The 17,935-nt window shown below is 45.4% G+C and carries 17 protein-coding genes; 12 read left to right on the top strand and 5 right to left on the bottom strand.

Translation table 11 applies throughout. The annotated features are described in order from the left end of the window. The first annotated feature begins 1 nt into the window (after position 1). Complete coding sequence (gene qoxD / locus ACMX2I_RS02135) at positions 2–376, top strand: cytochrome aa3 quinol oxidase subunit IV (protein ID WP_394715393.1); 375 nt, start codon at positions 2–4, stop codon at positions 374–376. A 40-nt stretch (positions 377–416) separates the two neighbouring features. Here qoxD and ywcE read toward each other — a convergent pair whose 3' ends face one another. Next, entirely contained in the window at positions 417–683 is a 267-nt protein-coding gene (gene ywcE / locus ACMX2I_RS02140) for a spore morphogenesis/germination protein YwcE (RefSeq protein WP_081638379.1), read from the bottom strand. Between the two features lie 223 nt (positions 684–906). Between ywcE and eis the strand changes: the two genes are divergently transcribed. From eis to ACMX2I_RS02160, 4 genes are all read left to right on the top strand, one after another. After that, entirely contained in the window at positions 907–2,052 is a 1,146-nt protein-coding gene (eis, locus tag ACMX2I_RS02145; RefSeq protein ID WP_414956037.1) for an enhanced intracellular survival protein Eis, read from the top strand. 211 nt (positions 2,053–2,263) lie between these two features. Then, a complete protein-coding gene (locus ACMX2I_RS02150; protein WP_333517879.1) occupies positions 2,264–3,448 on the top strand; it encodes an FtsW/RodA/SpoVE family cell cycle protein in 1,185 nt (394 codons plus the stop codon). Between the two features lie 106 nt (positions 3,449–3,554). Next, the gene (gene nfsA, locus ACMX2I_RS02155; RefSeq protein ID WP_202327885.1) at positions 3,555–4,304 is read left to right on the top strand and encodes an oxygen-insensitive NADPH nitroreductase; all 750 of its coding nucleotides are present in this window, start codon (positions 3,555–3,557) and stop codon (positions 4,302–4,304) included. Between the two features lie 145 nt (positions 4,305–4,449). Then, positions 4,450–5,454 (top strand): LLM class flavin-dependent oxidoreductase, encoded by a 1,005-nt coding sequence (locus ACMX2I_RS02160; protein ID WP_414956038.1) that lies wholly within the window; start codon positions 4,450–4,452, stop codon positions 5,452–5,454. 32 nt (positions 5,455–5,486) lie between these two features. Here the strand turns inward: ACMX2I_RS02160 and vpr are convergent, their stop codons facing one another. Continuing rightward, positions 5,487–7,907 carry a serine protease Vpr gene (gene vpr / locus ACMX2I_RS02165; RefSeq protein WP_414956039.1) on the bottom strand — a complete coding sequence of 807 codons (2,421 nt, stop codon included), beginning with the start codon at positions 7,905–7,907 and terminating at the stop codon, positions 5,487–5,489. Between the two features lie 530 nt (positions 7,908–8,437). On the opposite strand from vpr, the gene ACMX2I_RS02170 reads away from it, so the two are divergent. Next, complete coding sequence (locus tag ACMX2I_RS02170; protein WP_087992814.1) at positions 8,438–8,740, top strand: hypothetical protein; 303 nt, start codon at positions 8,438–8,440, stop codon at positions 8,738–8,740. A gap of 39 nt (positions 8,741–8,779) precedes the next feature. After that, positions 8,780–9,610 carry a sac operon transcriptional antiterminator SacT gene (gene sacT / locus ACMX2I_RS02175; RefSeq protein WP_394715388.1) on the top strand — a complete coding sequence of 277 codons (831 nt, stop codon included), beginning with the start codon at positions 8,780–8,782 and terminating at the stop codon, positions 9,608–9,610. Between the two features lie 38 nt (positions 9,611–9,648). Here the strand turns inward: sacT and ACMX2I_RS02180 are convergent, their stop codons facing one another. Further along, the gene (locus ACMX2I_RS02180; protein WP_414956040.1) at positions 9,649–10,419 is read right to left on the bottom strand and encodes a formate/nitrite transporter family protein; all 771 of its coding nucleotides are present in this window, start codon (positions 10,417–10,419) and stop codon (positions 9,649–9,651) included. 300 nt (positions 10,420–10,719) lie between these two features. On the opposite strand from ACMX2I_RS02180, the gene scrA reads away from it, so the two are divergent. The 3 genes from scrA to ACMX2I_RS02195 all read left to right on the top strand — a co-directional run bounded on the left by scrA (position 10,720) and on the right by ACMX2I_RS02195 (position 13,883). Then, positions 10,720–12,105 (top strand): PTS system sucrose transporter subunit IIBC, encoded by a 1,386-nt coding sequence (gene scrA / locus ACMX2I_RS02185; protein WP_333517885.1) that lies wholly within the window; start codon positions 10,720–10,722, stop codon positions 12,103–12,105. Beyond that, entirely contained in the window at positions 12,102–13,541 is a 1,440-nt protein-coding gene (gene sacA / locus ACMX2I_RS02190) for a sucrose-6-phosphate hydrolase (RefSeq protein WP_414956041.1), read from the top strand. Before scrA ends, sacA begins: the two co-directional genes overlap by 4 nt. Positions 13,542–13,634: 93 nt before the next feature. Beyond that, positions 13,635–13,883, top strand: coding sequence for a hypothetical protein (locus ACMX2I_RS02195; RefSeq protein ID WP_087992796.1), 249 nt, complete (start codon positions 13,635–13,637; stop codon positions 13,881–13,883). A gap of 90 nt (positions 13,884–13,973) precedes the next feature. Here ACMX2I_RS02195 and ACMX2I_RS02200 read toward each other — a convergent pair whose 3' ends face one another. Next, on the bottom strand, positions 13,974–14,789 hold the full coding sequence (locus ACMX2I_RS02200; RefSeq protein ID WP_087992795.1) for a bifunctional hydroxymethylpyrimidine kinase/phosphomethylpyrimidine kinase: 816 nt from the start codon (positions 14,787–14,789) through the stop codon (positions 13,974–13,976). A gap of 190 nt (positions 14,790–14,979) precedes the next feature. Between ACMX2I_RS02200 and ACMX2I_RS02205 the strand changes: the two genes are divergently transcribed. Continuing rightward, on the top strand, positions 14,980–15,786 hold the full coding sequence (locus tag ACMX2I_RS02205; protein ID WP_394715384.1) for a glycosyltransferase family 2 protein: 807 nt from the start codon (positions 14,980–14,982) through the stop codon (positions 15,784–15,786). 14 nt (positions 15,787–15,800) lie between these two features. Continuing rightward, positions 15,801–16,478, top strand: a complete 678-nt coding sequence (locus ACMX2I_RS02210) for a uracil-DNA glycosylase (RefSeq protein WP_414956042.1) — start codon at positions 15,801–15,803, stop codon at positions 16,476–16,478. Positions 16,479–16,502: 24 nt separating this feature from the next. Here ACMX2I_RS02210 and ACMX2I_RS02215 read toward each other — a convergent pair whose 3' ends face one another. Next, positions 16,503–17,873, bottom strand: coding sequence for an aldehyde dehydrogenase (locus ACMX2I_RS02215; protein ID WP_414956043.1), 1,371 nt, complete (start codon positions 17,871–17,873; stop codon positions 16,503–16,505). Between the last annotated feature and the right edge of the window lie 62 nt (positions 17,874–17,935).

A 17,935-nucleotide genomic window follows, 5' to 3' on the forward strand; every position in this document is an offset into this window, starting at 1 on the left:
AATGGCAAACAAATCTGCTGAACACAGTCACTTTCCATGGAAGCACATCGTAGGTTTTGCACTGTCTATCGTTTTGACCCTGCTGGCTCTATGGGTTGCAGTGTATACTGAATTGAGCCCATCAGCAAAACTTTGGATCATTTTCGGCTTTGCCTTCATCCAGGCGGCGCTGCAGCTTCTCATGTTCATGCACATGACAGAGAGCGAAAACGGCACCATCCAAGTCGGAAACACGCTATTCGGATTCTTTGGCGCGATCGTTATCGTACTTGGATCCATCTGGATATTCGCGGCTCACTATCACCATGGTGACCATATGGACGGAAATCCTCCTGGAGGCACTGAACACTCAGAGCATTCAGGCCATCACGAATAAGCAAAAACCCTCTTCGTCAGAAGAGGGTTTTTTTGCTGTTTCAGCTGCTGCTTCGCTTTCTGCGAAGATACGGAAGACCGTAAATGATAAATGCGGCGATATGAGCGACAATGACATTGACGGCAAACAAGATAATCATGAGAGTGTGTCCTAGTGGAGAAAGGCTTTCAGTTGCGTAAAAGAAGAAGAATACCCACATTAAGATGATTGGCGGAATAGCTGAGAGTGCGACTTTTTTGTTATCAAGCCAAATAAAAAGAGGAGTTGCGCTGGCAACCAATAAATAAGCAAAAAACATGTCCATCATACCCGTCTCCTTTCATTTTGTGATAACGTTTACAAAAATGAAATAGAGGAACTGATTTGTGTCTGTTTTGTGGTCGTTTTTTGAACATTTTGTTACAATTATTATACCATGTTTTCCAGAAATTGATACATGTTTTTGCGGAATTGGTCTGGACCTATTTTCTTATTTTTTAGTGTTATAAGCTAGGAGAATGTACGGGACTTTCTTTTTAAGGAGGATGTTGATGTACCAAGTAATAAAGCTTGAAAGAGGAGACTGGCGGGAAGTGATCTATATGTCTGAATACGCTTTTCAGAAAGAACTCAGTGATGAGGAACGAGAAGAGAAAGTAAAGGCTTTAGAGAACCATTACGTCATTGGAATCAAAGAACAAGAGAAATTACTTTCTAAGCTTCACATCATTCCCTTTTCTGTCATGCTGGAGGAGCAGGAGATGAAGATGGGCGGTATTGCCGGAGTGGCAACCTGGCCTGAATACAGAAGAAAAGGAACAGTAAAGGAGCTGATTCTAAACGCTTTAACGGTCATGAAGAAAGAAAACCAAACCATCAGCTTTTTACATCCGTTCCTCATTTCCTTCTACCGCAAATTTGGGTGGGAGCTCTGTTTCTACCAAAAACGTCTGACGTATCTTAAAGAACAGTTGCAAAAGCTAGACCATGTTTCAGGATATGTAAGAAGGCTTCAAAAGGATGAAACAGATACAATGAATGCCATCTATAATCAGTACAGAACAAAGCATAACGGGCTGATGAAGCGTTCAAAGGAGCATTGGGCAGAGAAGGTCTCTGGATTGAAAGCTATTTATATCTCTGAAGATGGGAAGCCTTGTGGATATCTTGTGTATGACATCAAGAATAAGAGGATGCGAGTTGAGGAATTTGTGTATTTGAACAGGGAGGCACAGAGAGGCTTGTGGAATTTTATTTGCCAGCATGACTCGATGGCAAATGAAGTGGAACTGACTGTAAGGATGGAAGAAGATCTTGATTTTTTAACTGCCGAACCCCGTGTCAAACAGGAGGTATATCCTTATAGTATGGCACGCATCGTAGACGTTGAGGGTTTTTTGCGGGAATATCCAAAACCTCGCATGACAGCACCCTTTGTCTTTAAGGTAACGGATCAATGGGCTCCATGGAATCAACAGACTTTCCGCGTCGATTCGGGGCAAGTACAGGTCATTTCGGAAGAGGTGTCTGACCATCTAATAGAATGCGATATAGCTTCTTTAACCGCTTTCTTCCTTGGCGCCAGAAGTGCCCGTTTTCTTTATGAAACAGGTATGATAAAAGGACCGGTATCGGAAATCAAACGACTTGATGATGTTTTTCAGTTAAAACCTCCATTTCTTATGGATTTCTTTTAACCCCCTATATATATGGGGTTTTTTTATTTGAAAAGTTTAATATCAATCGAAACATTTCGGTTTATGATACGTCATATTTCGTGTAGCTGAAAAAGCGCCATGTATGCGCGCAAAAAACATAAATGGAAGCGAGCTTCACGTGTCATCTTGAACGTGGTTCATGTATAATAAACATTAGTGATTTTCCGATGAAAATGTAAGGCGGGATAGAATGAGTCGATATAAGAAACAGCAAAACCCCTTTTACCAAGGGGATTTGATTTTTATATTTGGTGTGTTTTTTATTATAAGTGTAGTTTCAATTTATGCTGCCGGTCAGTTTGGGCAGTATGGGAACACCGATTGGATACAGCAAATTGTCTTTTATTTTTTGGGGGCTGTTGCTATTACAGTTCTTCTGTACTTTGATTTAGAACAGCTTGAAAAGTTAAGTTTATATATTTTTATTCTTGGTATTTTATCTTTGATTATCCTGAAAATCAGTCCTGAGTCCATTGCACCTGTCATTAAAGGAGCAAAAAGTTGGTTTAGGATTGGAAAAATTACAATACAGCCTTCAGAATTCATGAAGGTTGGTTTAATTATGATGCTTGCTTCAGTCATTGGAAAAGCCAGCCCTAAAGGAGTTCGGACGTTTAAGGATGATATTAACCTTTTATTAAAAATTGCGGGTGTATCAGTTATTCCTGTTGGTCTTATTCTGATGCAAGATGCTGGTACGGCGGGTATTTGTATGTTTATCGTTCTTGTAATGATTTTTATGTCGGGTATTAACTGGAAACTGATTGCGCTTATTAGCGGATCAGGGGTTCTATTAATAACCCTAGTTTTATTTGTCATTATTCAGTTCCCTGATCTGGCACAAAGCTTGGGGATTCAGGAGTACCAAATCAACAGGGTAACATCATGGATGTCGGATTCTGCGGTAGACACCCAAGAAGCCAGTGATAATGGCTGGCAGGTTGAAAGGGCTATTATGGCAATAGGTTCAGGCGGAATTATAGGAAATGGTATTTCTGATCTAAAAGTTTATGTTCCAGAAAGTACGACTGACTTTATCTTTTCAATTATTGGTGAATCATTTGGCTTTTTAGGCTGTGCCTTTGTCGTCATCATGTTCTTCTTCTTAATCTACAGGCTTGTCGTTCTGATTGACAAGATTCATCCGTTTAACCGTTTCGCCTCTTTCTTTTGCGTTGGATTTACGGCGTTAATTGTGATTCACACATTCCAGAATATCGGTATGAACATCGGCATTATGCCTGTTACCGGGATTCCGTTGTTGTTTGTCAGTTACGGGGGAAGCTCGACACTTTCCACGCTAATCGGCTTTGGAATTGTGTATAACGCGAGTGTGCAGCTGACGAAATACAGAAGTTATCTGTTTAATTCTTAATATGCAGACAGCCTTGGAAGAGGCTGTCTTTTTTGTTGCAGAGCATTTTGCTTTTGAGTTCTCTTTTTTTCGGATATGATAAAAAATAGATAAGGAGGTTCTTGTGATGAATAACACAATCGAAACCATTTTGAATCATCGGTCGATCCGGTCTTTTACTGATCAGCTTTTGACAGCTGAAGAAATTGATATATTAGTGAAAAGTGCGCAGGCTGCCTCTACGTCCAGCTATGTGCAGGCGTATTCCATTATCGGTGTTTCCGATCCTGAGAAGAAACGTGAGCTGTCTGTGCTTGCAGGGCCTCAGCCTTACGTTGAGAAGAACGGGCACTTTTTTGTATTTTGCGCGGACTTATATCGCCATCAAAAACTAGCTGAGGAAAAAGGCGAGAATATTTCTGAGCTGCTGGAAAATACGGAACTGTTTATGGTTAGTTTAATTGATGCGGCGCTTGCAGCTCAAAATATGAGCATTGCCGCAGAATCAATGGGACTAGGCATTTGTTATATCGGCGGCATTCGGAATGATTTGGACAAGGTGGCTGAGGTGCTGCAAACCCCAGATCACGTGCTTCCGCTCTTTGGCCTTGCAGTAGGGCATCCTGCAAACCCATCAGGCAAAAAGCCGAGATTGCCGAAGCAGGCTGTCTATCATGAAAATACCTATGACCTAAATGAAGAGAATTTTCGCCAAAACCTGAAGGAGTATGATCAAACGATTTCTGATTATTATAAGGAAAGAACAAAAGGTCAGCGTGTGGAGACGTGGTCTGACCAAATTCTTCAGTTTATGAAGCAAAAGCCGCGTACGTACTTAAATGAATATGTAAAAGAAAAAGGCTTTAATAAAAAATAATGCCGCAGCCTCTCTGTTGTTGACGGAGAGGCTTTTATGTTTCACGTGTAACATAATGCGACAAATATAGACACGCTCAACCAAAAAAATGAAACAGTGTGAGAAGGCTTTAGGTTCAGTGATACACTAGGATGAGGTGATAAGGATGATGACATTAAGCATTTTAGATCAATCTCCTGTTTCGGAAGGAAGTTCTGCTGAAACGGCGTTGAAGCAAACCGTCGAGCTTGCGCAGGCTGCGGAGGATCTTGGATATAAGCGATTCTGGGTATCTGAGCATCACTTTTCAAAGCGGTTGGCAGGGTCCAGCCCTGAGGTGCTGATCAGTCATATAGCGGCGAAAACGAAGCGAATCCGTGTTGGCTCAGGCGGAGTCATGCTGCCGCATTACAGCGCTTATAAAGTAGCTGAGAATTTCCGTGTGCTGGAGGGGCTGACACCGGGAAGAATTGATCTCGGGCTTGGCAGAGCACCGGGGGGAATGCCGATTGCGTCATGGGCGCTGAATGACGGCGGGAAGCGCAATGCTGATCAGTATCCGCAGCAAATCAAGGAGCTGGCCATGTATTTGCATGATTTGGCGGATGACAAACACCGTTTTCCGAACCTGACGGCAGCGCCGCATATTTCCACCGCACCGGATGTGTGGCTGCTCGGCTCATCCGGAGAAAGCGCGCTGCTTGCCGCTGAGACAGGCGCTGGCTATATGTTTGCCCACTTTATCAATGGAGAGGGCGGAGAGGATACGGTCAGACAGTATAAGAGACGATTCAAGCCGTCTGTTTTAGGAGACATGCCTCGTGCGGCAGTCGCTGTTTTTGTTCTTTGTGCTGACACAGAGGAGAAGGCAGAGGAGCTTGCGGCAGTGCTTGATTTCACGCTTTTGGCGGGGGAGCAGGGCATCCCTTTAGAAGGAGTTCCTTCGTATGAAGCTGTCCGGGAAAATACGTATTCTCCGTATGAACAGAGACGAGTTGCTGATAATCGAAATCGAATGATTGTCGGCACAAAAGAACAGGTGAAGGCGCAGCTGTTGGCTTTGAGTAAAGCGTATGGGACGGAGGAAATCATGGCGGTAACCATAACGCATCATTTTGAAGATAAGCTTGATTCTTACCGCTTGTTACAGGAAGCATTTGCGAATGAATAAGAAGAAGCCCTGCCAATCGGCAAGGCTTTTTCTTATTCCAAGGTAAAAGGTTCTTCAGTCAGAACCTGGCTTGATTTGCCTTTGTTCACGGCATAGGCGAGCAGGTAATATTCTCCGGCCGGAAGCTTGGTTCCGCCATTGATCGTGCCGTCCCAGTCAAAGTACTGATAGCCCTTATCTTGATTTTTATAAATGCCGGCTTGGCCTGCAAAATCAAGGTTGCTGTCATAGACGAGGAACGCCAGCTCTTCTGCTCCCGCAGGAAGATAGGTTTCAATTTGATAGGTGCCTTGTACAGATCCTTCGCTGACGGAGACAGATGTTACTCTCGGATAATCCGGCTCTTTGACGATCAGCAATGTAGGCATCTTAGCGACGGTTTTCCCGCCTTCTCTGACGATGACCGTTCCTTCATAGGTGCCGGCTTTTGTTTTCTTTGTATTGACCTTTACTTTTGCAGTAGCTTTTCCGGTTTTATGGGCCGGAATCACAACGCGGCTAGTGCCGGATGTGGAAATGCCGCTGCCGTTAAATGAGTATTCCAGCGTGTATGACTTTCTGATAGAAGATTGATTCTCAATTGTAAAGGTTTCTTTTTTCGTCTCGTTTTTGTTTTCCTTTAAGAATGTGCCGTATGAATAGCTTCCCGGTGAAACAAGGGAGTCGGCTTTGATCGCATTCATGATTCTTGCGCTGCCTGCGCCTTGGGCGTTATGCGGGTACACTTCTCCGTCGCCGTCCTTTAAGGTGACAGCGGTATTCATGATGGCGGCTTTAATCTGTTCAACGCTCCATTTCGGTTTTGCTTGTTTGATAACGGCAACCGCTCCGGCAATATGAGGCGATGCCATGCTCGTTCCTTGTTTTGATCCATAACCGTATGCGTTGTTAGGATCGTGTGTCGGAATGGTGCTGACGATATTGACGCCTGGTGCGGAAATATCAGGTTTAATCATCCATGTATCCATAACAGGGCCGCGGGATGAGAAATCAGCGACTTGTTCACCGAGCGCTTTTGAGACCGTCAACTTGAATGTTGCTTTTGTCTCGCCTGCTTTCATGGCGCTGATGAGTTTTTCACCGTCTTCTAATGAAAGTTTGATTGTTGGCACAGACATGCCAGGCACATTGGCTTCAATTTCACCAGATAGGTTGTTATACACAACCATGCCGATGGCGCCGGCTTTTTTGGCGTTGTCTGCTTTATCCACAAAAGCGATGCTGCCCCGTTTGACAACGGCGACTTTGCCTGTCAGATCTTTTCCTTCAAAGTCCTTTGCTTCGCCGATTCCGGCTTCGACAAGTTCAACTTCTTTGTTATTGAGCGCTTTAACGTCATTCTCTTTGTCATAGCCCATCACTTTTGCTGAAGAGTAGGAGCCGAATGTGACGGCGTATTCATTGAGCGGCAGCTGAGTCGCACCGACAGAAATCGCTTCTCTTGATGTGCCCGGTGATCCGACTGTCCAGCTGTTCGGTCCGCTGTTGCCGTTTGACGTGACCGCGACAACGCCTTCTGACATGGCCCAGTCAAGCGCTGTGCTTGTCGCCCAGTCCGGATTGTTTAAAGAGTTTCCGAGAGACAGGTTCATCACATCTGCTCCGTCCTGTACTGCGCGTTCCACGCCGGCGATGACGTTTTCCGTTGTGCCGCTTCCGCCAGGGCCTAACACGCGATAAGCAAGAAGTGTGGCATCAGGCGCAACCCCTTTAATCGTTCCGTTTGCGGCCACAGTTCCGGCTACATGTGTTCCGTGGTCAGTGGCTCCGCCCCTTGGGTCGCCCGTAGGTGTTTCTTTTGGATCGTAATCATTGTCTACAAAATCGTATCCTTTATATTGCCCGAAGTTTTTCTTCAAGTCAGGATGATTGTATTCAACCCCGGTATCAATAATCGCCACCTTGACGCCTTTTCCTGTGTAGCCTAAATCCCATGCGTCGTTTGCTCCGATATACGGCGCGCTGTCATCCATTTGCGGAGATACGGCGTCCTCGGAGATCGTGACGTCTTTATCTTTTATATTGTCTGTTTTATACGTGACGTTTGGGTATACGGCCTTTACGTCTTTTACCGCGAGAAGTTTTGGAATTTCATTAGCTGGGAGCTTTATAGAAAAGCCTGAGAATACCTGCTCATATTCCCGGTTTACTTTTCCGTTTTTCACCGCTTTGATGGCCTTGTTTTTTGCTTTGGTGCGAGCGGTTTTCAGCTTGCTTTTCGTTTGGCTTTCACCTGCTTCCTTCGCCTCTGCCAAGGATTTTTCTTTTAACTCCACAATTACGGTTGTTTTTTTGCTAGTTGTCATGTCGATGTCACCGAATATCTCGGCTTTTTCCAGATCAGCCGACGTTTTTGAAGAAGCCGGAGCTGCCTGTACGCCTGTCATACCTGTGGATAACGTGAAAAATAAAATGAAACTTAGAAGCAGAAAGCGAATAATCCCATTTTTCAATGTGTTTCCCCCTTTGTGTTTTAGAAAAAATGTTAAAGACCTAGTATATATTTCTTGAAAATTCAAAAAAATCCTTGTGTCAAATGAACCATTTATTGAAATTCTTCTGTGTATAAGGAAGGAGTTATACACAGAACCCTGTGCATAAGTGAATAAACCTGTGTATATATGTAGTTGGGAATATATGTTCCTATACAAAATATTGAGAGGGATTGTGGACATGTGGATATCTCTTGTGACTAAGTTGTTCTTAACTTTGGGATAACTTGTGTATAAAGTTTTTGGAGCAGTTCTCCAATTTTCATTTCATTTCTTTCAGCTTTCAACAAAACTTCTAAAAACTAGTTGGTTTTTTCACTCATATTGTGACAAAGAATTCTCTTTCCGCGGTCTATCATAGAGTCATGAGTTTTGCTAGAGCCGCTAGTTTGCGAGAAAAGAAATCGGCCGTCTTTTCCCGCGGGCTGCGGCTGAGAAAACGGGCTGCTAAAAAGGCTGCCTGCCAAAAAGAAGCGGAGGGATGTTTTTCTATGAAACGTTTGCTTGTATCTTTACGGGTGTGGATGGTCTTTTTGATGAACTGGGTGACGCCGGACAGAAAAACTGCGGCTGCTGCGGTCTATTCGGCTCAGCGTACATACCAAAGAAAAGCGGCGGTGCAGGCCGCAGGACTTGTTTCGTTTTATGAATGGCGGATGGCTGTGAATGACGAAGAAAAGCAGAAAGCGAAAGCCGCCGCGCTTTATAAAAGAAGGTGTTTGCAAGCCTTCAAGGAATCGCCAAAGCAGGAGAGAGCTGGACCGCACCTTTACATGGCGGTCAAAAGGAGGTAAAATCCCAGTCAAAAGCAAATTGGCGGGAGAGATAGCCTCTTGAAAATCTATAAAGTATTAAACAACAATGCGGCTTTAATAAAAGAGGATGATCAGGAAAAAATCGTGATGGGACCGGGAATCGCATTTCAAAAAAAGAAAAATGATCTCATCCCTATGAATAAAGTGGAAAAGATCTTTGTCGTGCGCGACGAGAATGAAAAGTTTAAACAAATCCTGCAAACGCTGCCGGAGGAGCATATTGAAATCGCTGAGGATATCATCAGCTATGCGGAGGGGGAGCTCGCGGCGCCGTTGAGCGACCACATTCATATCGCGCTTTCTGACCACTTGTCCTTTGCGATCGAAAGGGTTCAAAATGGGCTGCTTGTGCAGAATAAACTGCTGCATGAGATAAAGGCGCTCTATAAAAAAGAATATGAGGTCGGCCTGTGGGCAATCAGACATGTAAAAGAGACATTGGGCGTGTCTCTGCCTGAAGATGAAGCGGGTTATATTGCCCTTCACATCCATACGGCGAAGATGGATGCGGAGAGCATGTATTCAGCGCTGAAGCATACGACCATGATTAAAGAAATGATAGAGAAAATAGAAAACTACTTTAATCGAAAGGTGGATGAAAACAGCATTTCCTATCAACGCCTTGTCACGCATTTGCGATACGCGGTCAGCCGGTTGGAATCAAATGAAGCGCTCCATCATATGGATGAGGAGATGCTTTATTTCATCCAAAAAAAGTATTCATTTGCCTATCAATGTGCGCTGGAGCTGGCGGAGTTTTTGAAAAGTGAATATCAATTACATTTGCCGGAGTCCGAGGCCGGCTATATCACGCTGCATGTCCAGCGTCTTCAAGATCTCTCGGAATAACCGCTTTGACTTGCAGAGAGTGATCTCTGGAAGTTTTTTTATTTATCGGGATTGAGCGTGTAGTACATCCAGCCCATCATCACTATTCCTGCGGTCAGATTTCCGAGCGTAACAGGAATTAAGTTTCTGACCGCTCCCATCAGTGTCACCGTATCAGGGTGCTCGATCAAAAGTGCGATGGCGAATGTGCACATATTGGCAATGCTGTGCTCAAAACCTGAAATAAAGAAGCAGAAAACAAAAAGCATCATGGTAAACAGCTTGGCTCCTTCTCCTTTGAGAGACATCGGAATGAAAAAGGCGAGGCACACAAGCCAATTGCACAGCATACCTCTGAAAAACAGTTCGGAAGCTGACGTTTCCATTTTGTGCGCTGCCAGATGAATCAAAAAGGAATGAACAGAAGCCTCCTCAAAAAGTCCTGTCGCGCTGATCAGAATAGCAAATAGGATGGCGCCAATTAAATTGCCGGCATAGCTTGTCATCCACAGGTACAGGGTGTCTCGCCAGCGAAGTTTTTTTCGGAGTGCGGTATAGGTGAAATAAAAGGTGTTGCCAGTAAATAAATCCCCGCCGCCGTAAGCAATCAGCAGAATAGCGGCTCCGAATGTGACAGCGGCTGCCGGAAAGGCAAACGGAGAATCAGCCATGAAGAAATAGCTGCCTGTTTTACTTGCGGCTGTAATGCCGAAACCGATAAACATGCTGGCCAGAATGGATCTAAGCAAATAACGGAATTTACTGGAAATAAATATATTTTGTTTTTTTAAAGCGTACTGTTCAACCTTTTGCAATGCTTGAGTTTCCATGTTCTTTTCCTGCTTTCTTTGATGATTGAGCATAGTATAGCATGATATTGTGAAGTATTTCACAATTAAATTTTACGAATTTATGACTAAATGTTTTATCAAACTTTTTAACTAAAAAACAGTTGACGAAAACGCTGTCATGATTTATGATGAAAGCGTATTCTCAATCTGAATAAGCGGGATTGTGACTGGTAAAGCAGGCAAGACCTAAAATTTGCGTAGATGAAAAAGGATCGCTGTGTCCTTTATTCGTTGGCGAATTTTAGGTCTTTTTTGTTTAAATAAAAGGGGGAAAAACAGATGGATTACAAAGAGACTGCAAAACGCCTCACCGAGCTTCTCGGGGGCAAAGAAAACATTATCAGCGCGGCTCATTGTGCAACAAGACTGCGTTTAGTGATTAAGGATGAATCAAAGATAGATCAAACACAAGTAGAAGAGCTTGATGGCGTCAAAGGCGCTTTCAGCAGCTCTGGCCAGTACCAGATCATTTTCGGAACAGGCCTTGTCAATAAGGTGTACGATGCTTTTTCGAAGGAAGTTGATGTCGAGCGCGACGAACATGTAAATCACCAGGATGCGGCGAAAGAAAAACTGAATCCCGCTGCGAGATTTGCGAAAACGCTTTCTAATATTTTTGTTCCAATCATTCCGGCTATTGTCGCCAGTGGCCTGTTAATGGGCTTACTGGGTATGATCAATGCGTTTCATTGGATGAGCAAGGAATCTGCTTTGCTGCAGCTGCTTGATATGTTTTCAAGCGCAGCCTTTATTTTCTTGCCGATTTTAATCGGGGTCAGTGCTTCAAAAGAGTTTGGCAGCAACCCTTACTTGGGAGCGGTTATCGGGGGAATCATGATTCATCCGACACTTTTGAATCCTTGGGGGTTGGCGGAAGCAACACCAGATTTTATGCATCTTTTCGGATTTGATATCGCGCTTCTGGGCTATCAGGGGACTGTCATCCCTGTCCTGCTGGCGGTTTATGTCATGAGCAAGATTGAAAAATGGACAAGAAAAGTGGTTCCTCATTCGGTAGATTTGCTTGTTACACCATTTGTCACAGTGATTGTCACCGGGTTTGTCGCTTTTATCGCGATTGGTCCTTTGGGCAGAGCACTTGGCTCAGGCATTACGATTGCGTTGACTTATGTGTATGATCATGCCGGTTTTGTTGCGGGTTTGGTTTTCGGGGGCACATATTCACTCATCGTACTGACAGGCGTTCATCACAGCTTTCATGCGATTGAGGCAGGACTTATTGCTGATATCGGCAAAAACTACTTGCTGCCGATCTGGTCAATGGCGAATGTCGCACAGGGTGGGGCCGGCCTTGCTGTCTTCTTTATGGCGAAAAAGGCAAAGACAAAAGAAATTGCGCTTCCGGCTGCATTCTCTGCTTTTCTCGGCATTACTGAGCCAGTCATATTCGGAGTCAATCTTCGCTACCGTAAGCCATTTATCGCCGCGATGATCGGAGGCGCATTGGGCGGTGCGTATGTCGTCTTTACACATGTTGCTGCAAACGCTTACGGGTTAACAGGGATTCCGATGATCGCCATTGCTGCGCCGTTTGGCGTTGGAAACTTGATCAACTATCTGATTGGGATGGCCATTGCGGGAGTGTCATCGTTTACCGCAGCGTTTATTATGAAGATTAATGAGGATGAGGGGAGAAAAAAATGACATCACATGATCAGGAGCTTCGTCGCCGGGCATATGAAGAAGTGGAGAAAAAAGAGCCTATCGCTGACAGTGATCCGCACCGCCAGCATTTTCATATCATGCCGCCGGTTGGGCTGCTGAATGACCCGAATGGCGTTGTATATTGGAAGGGCAGCTTTCATGTTTTTTTTCAGTGGCAGCCGTTTCAGACGGGGCACGGCGCAAAATTCTGGGGCCATTATACGAGTCAGGATGCTGTGAATTGGAAGCGGGAAGAGATTGCGCTAGCGCCGAGTGATTGGTTCGATAAAAACGGCTGCTACTCGGGCAGCGCTGTCACGAAAGACGGTCGGCTTTATCTGTTTTACACTGGAAATGTCAGGGATCAGGAGGGGAACCGAGAAACATATCAATGCCTTGCTGTATCTGATGACGGGCTGACCTTTGAGAAGAAAGGTGTTGTCGCCCGCCTTCCAGAAGGATACACGGCGCATTTTCGCGATCCGAAAGTATGGGAGCATGAAGGCACATGGTATATGGTGATTGGCGCGCAAACGGAGAATAGGCAAGGACACGCTGTGTTGTTTGCTTCTGATAACCTGACGGAGTGGAGGTTTCTCGGCCCGGTAACTGGCGCGGGCTTCAATGGGCTGGACGATTTCGGGTACATGTGGGAATGCCCTGACTTGTTTACTCTTCAGGGATCCGATGTGCTGATTGTCTCACCTCAGGGTCTTGAGGCTGACGGTTTTCATTATCAGAACGTGTATCAATCAGGTTATGTTGTCGGACGTCTTGATTATAACAAGCCTGAACTGAAGCATGGCGATTTTATTGAGCTTGATCAAGGTTTTGATTTTTACGCTCCGCAAACATTTGAAGACGATCAGGGAAGGCGGATTTTGTTTGCATGGATGGCTGTGCCTGATCAGGATGAAGGATCTCATCCGACAATTGACTATCACTGGATTCACTGTATGACGCTGCCGAGACAGCTGACGCTATCAGGGCAGAAACTGATTCAGCAGCCGCTGCCTGAGCTGAAAGCCATGCGCAGGAATGAGAAGAACATACAAATCAACATGCATGGATCATCTGGGACGCTTCCAGTTGAAAACCCTGAAAGAGCTGAGATCTTGATCGAAGACATTGAGACAGAGTCCGGTTTTTCAATCAGTATCCGCGGAACGGCTGCGTTCTCCTTTGATCAGAACGAGGGGGTTATTACGCTGGAGCGAACGAGCTTCGACGGAAAACGAACAGAAGCGAGACATTGCCGCATCAAGGATTTGCATACCGTGCACATGTTTATCGACGCGTCATCTATAGAAATCTTTATCAATCATGGAGAAGAGGTCTTTAGTGCAAGATATTTTCCTTTCCCGGGAAATCATGACGTGACAGCCAGTTCGACCGGAAAATCTGAAATGAATGTCGGAATTTGGACACTTATGTAGAAAATCCTTCTATTTTCTTATGTGAAATCTGTGCCATCTGTGCTATTCTTCAACGATAACCTACTATTTTTTTCTGTAAAAGGAGTTGTTTTCTTGAATATACATGAACAGAAGATAACACCGGAATGTTTGGAAAAGGCTGCGGACCAGGTTGAAGATAAGCGGGAAGAATATAAGGATGTGCTGCTGCAGCTGAAAAAAATGCTTGGCGGGACCGCACCGCACAGTGAAACGGCGGAAATTCTTTCACGGGCATATGAGCAAATGAAGGAATACGCACTTTTTGTTCAGTCGATAGAAACATTTTTGAGGAAATCTGCGAACAATTTAAAAATCAAATAAACAGGCTGCCGATGGGATCGGCAGTTTTTTTTGTGAAAAGTTATTGGTTATATAAAAAAGGCTGCCTCTAAGTAAGGCAGCCGATGTTGTTTATGATTGTTTATCCAGACGCTGCGCAGAATGCTTCGTAGGTCCGACATACTGGTTTAGCGGGAAGGATTCTTTAATGGCAGCGGTAATGAATTCTTTCGCTGCGTAAATGGCTTTTTTGACTTCCGCACCTTTGGCGAGCTCCGCTGTCACGGCTGCTGAGAACGTACAGCCTGCGCCATGGGTATAAGGCGTATCGATCATTTCGCTTTCGAGGACTTCCGCTGTTTCTCCGTCATAGAGAACATCAACGGCTTTTTCGTGTTTGAGTTTGCCTCCGCCTGTAATGACGACATATTGGGCGCCGAGTGCGTGAATTTTTTTAGCAGCTTCGATCATATCGTCAACTGTTTTTAATTCATCCATGCCGCTGAGCTGGCTGGCTTCAAACAGATTCGGTGTAATGACAGTGGCTAGCGGCGCTAATTGTTCCCGCAGGGCTTGGGCGTGCTCCGGATAAAGGACTTCATTTGCCCCTTTGCAAACCATGACCGGGTCAATCACCACATTTTTTAATTGTTTTTCTTTAATCGTTTTTGCCGCAAGCTCGATGATATCAACGGTTGGCAGCATTCCTGTTTTCATGGCGTCCACTCCGATGCCGTCCGTAATCGTTGCAAGCTGGGCGCGGATTGTATCAGTATCGATCGGGAATACCTGATGGTCCCAGCTGTTGTTCGGGTCCATCGCGACGATCACTGTTAAGGCGGTCATCCCGTATACGTTTTTCTCTTGAAATGTTTTTAAATCAGCTTGAATCCCAGCACCGCCGCTGGAATCTGAGCCGGCAATGGTAAGTGCTTTATGCATAGACATGTCTTGAACCTCCATCATGTTTTGTCTTTCATTATAGTTAGATTTTCTCTGTATCACAATATAGAAAGCTTATCGATTCATCTAGTATTCTCTTTTCGACCTTTCCCTTTTCAGTAGGATATTCCCACTGATCTCCCGTCCAATATATGTTTTAATAGTACATGACTATGAAAATGTGAAGGAGAGCATCATGAAGATTTCTATCGTAATTGTGACCTATAATCGGATTCCGGCTTTGTGTGAGCTTCTGGAGTCGATTTCGCAGCAGACCTTGAAGCCTTATGAAGTCATTATTGTGAATGATGCCGGGGAATCGGTCGTGCCGGTCAAAGCACTGTATCCGGAGCTGCCGATTGCTGTCATCAATTTAGAAAAGAACTCGGGGCATGTGGCTGCGAGAAATGCCGGTGTAAAAGAGACGTCTGGCGATTGCATTATGCTTTGTGATGACGATGATTTCTTTACACCGGGGCATGTGGAGAGAATGGCGAAGGAAATAGAAACGGCGGATTTCGTTCATTCTGATGCGGAGATTGTCTCATTTGAAGAGAAAAACGGAACAAGATATCCAATTTCGCGAAAGTTGTTTGCTTATACCGCTGACTACGAGGATATGAGAGTGTTCTCTACATATGTGCCGTCGGGAAGCATGTACAGACGTTTTCTGCATGCTGAAATCGGTTATTTCGATGCTGATGTGCACAATTATTGGGACTGGGATTTTTATTTGCGCGCGGCGAAGGATTACCGGGTGAAGCGTGTCCCTTGCGCCAGTGTGATGTATGCCTTCAGTGACGCGGGAGACAATCAGTCCGCGGACCTTGGCGCCAAGCGGAAACAATATTTGGATCGTTTAAGTGAAAAGCACGGACTCGGGGAACTGCCGACGAAAAACTTTGCCGTCCTGCTTGAAGAGCCTGAGATGAAAAGACGGGAAGCAAAAAGTGAAATCGTTTGGGATGGCAAACCTGTCTATTCCAGACTTCATCGTTCGTAAGGGAGGCCTGAATCTTGAAACAGCTTTTAGAAGACAGCTGGTGGAATCAGCTGGAAGAAGAGTTTGAGAAACCGTATTATCAAGAGCTCAGAGAAATGCTGAAGCGGGAATACGCGGAGCAAACGATTTATCCGGACAGCCGGGATATTTTCAATGCGCTGCATTATACCCCATTCGATGATGTCAAGGTGGTCATTCTCGGCCAAGACCCGTATCACGGGCCAGGACAGGCTCAAGGTTTAAGCTTCTCCGTAAAGCCGGGTGTGAAGCAGCCGCCTTCATTAAAAAATATCTTTCTTGAGCTGCAGGAGGACATCGGGTGCAGCATTCCGAACCACGGGTCGCTTGTCAGCTGGGCAAAGCAAGGGGTTCTCTTGCTGAATACTGTGCTGACGGTAAGACGCGGACAGGCAAATTCTCATAAAGGGAAAGGCTGGGAGCGGCTGACGGACCGGATTATTGACGTGTTGAATGAAAGGGAGCAGCCGGTAATCTTTATTTTGTGGGGCCGGCATGCCCAAATGAAAAAAGAACGGATCGACACGTCCAAGCATTTTATCATTGAATCGACGCATCCCAGCCCGTTTTCGGCAAGAAACGGATTTTTCGGGAGCAGACCGTTTTCCCGGGCGAATGCGTGCTTGGAGAAAATGGGAGAAGCGCCGATTGATTGGTGTATAAAGGATTTGTAAAAAGCGCGGATCATCTGCGCTTTTTTATTTGAGTATTTTCCGAATCATTCGCAGCCCGTTTTTGGAAGAAGGATAACGAAAAGCGATGTCGAAGCGGTTCGTTTGTTTGACGACGCTTTTTTTGTGCGTAAATGTGTTAAAGCTGTCAAACCCGTGATAGCTGCCGATGCCGCTTTCTCCGACGCCGCCGAATGGCAAATACGGTGTCGCGACGTGCATTAGCGTATCATTGACACAGCCTCCGCCAAACGACAGATTCTCTAAAACAGACCGCTCGATTTCTTTGTTTGTGGTAAAGACGTACAGGGCGAGCGGCTTCGGTCGCGATTGGACTTTCTCAATGACTTCATCGATATCGCCGTACGTAAACAGCGGAAGAATCGGCCCGAAAATCTCCTCCTGCATCACAGGAGAGTCATCCTCCACTTGGTCAAGAATCGTCGGCGCTATTTTGTGGTGATCAGAATCAGATTGTCCGCCTGTGAGCGGGACGCCATCATTCAGAAAATCGAGCAGCCGCTGATAGTGGCGCTCACTGACGATTTTGCCGTACTGCGGATTCCGTTCGGGCTGAGGGCCGTAAAATTCATTGATTGCACGCTTCATTTCTTCTGTGAGCTTCGTTTTGATGTCTTCGTGAACAAATAAATAATCCGGTGCGATGCAGGTTTGTCCCGCATTCGTAAATTTCCCGAAGACAATGCGTTTAGCGGCAAGCTGTATGTCCGCATCCTTATGGACAATACAGGGGCTTTTGCCGCCAAGCTCCAAGGTAACGGGTGTTAATTGTTTGGCCGCAGCCTCCATGACGATTTTCCCCACGGCAACGCTGCCAGTGAAGAAAATATAATCGAAGGGCTGCTGTAATAACGCTGTGCTGACGTCGGGCCCGCCTTCCGCCATAGCGACATAATCACTCGGAAAAACGCTGCTGATGAGCTTGGAAAGAACAGCGGAAACAGCCGGCGTATATTCCGACGGTTTGAGAACGACCGTGTTCCCGGCGGCAATGGCTCCAATCAAGGGAGAAAGCGCCAGCTGCAGGGGATAGTTCCATGGCGCAACCACCAACACGGTTCCATACGGCTCAGGGATGATGATGCTTTTGGAGCCTAGATGGGTCAGCGGTGTTTTGACTCGTTTCGGCTTGGCCCATTTTCCCAGCCGTTTCATCACAAAGCTGATTTCCTCCAACACGATTCCGATTTCCGTTGTGTATGCTTCTTGTTCGGATTTGTGAAGATCTTGATAGAGAGCGGCTGTGAGATCAGCTTCATGTGTTTTGATGGCTTGTTTCAGCTTCTGCAACAGGTCCAGTCTCGATTCTAGCGGTCTCGTGTGCCCCGCCGCAAAGTAGCTTTTCTGCTTGCTGACGATAGAGGGGATGTTGTTCATTCCGTTTCTCCTTTTTTATAAGGCATGGTGACTTATTATGTGAAAAATCTCTTTTGCTTGTC

This window comes from Bacillus sp. SW14, from assembly GCF_047608225.1.
Lineage (GTDB): Bacteria > Bacillota > Bacilli > Bacillales > Bacillaceae > Bacillus > Bacillus subtilis_G.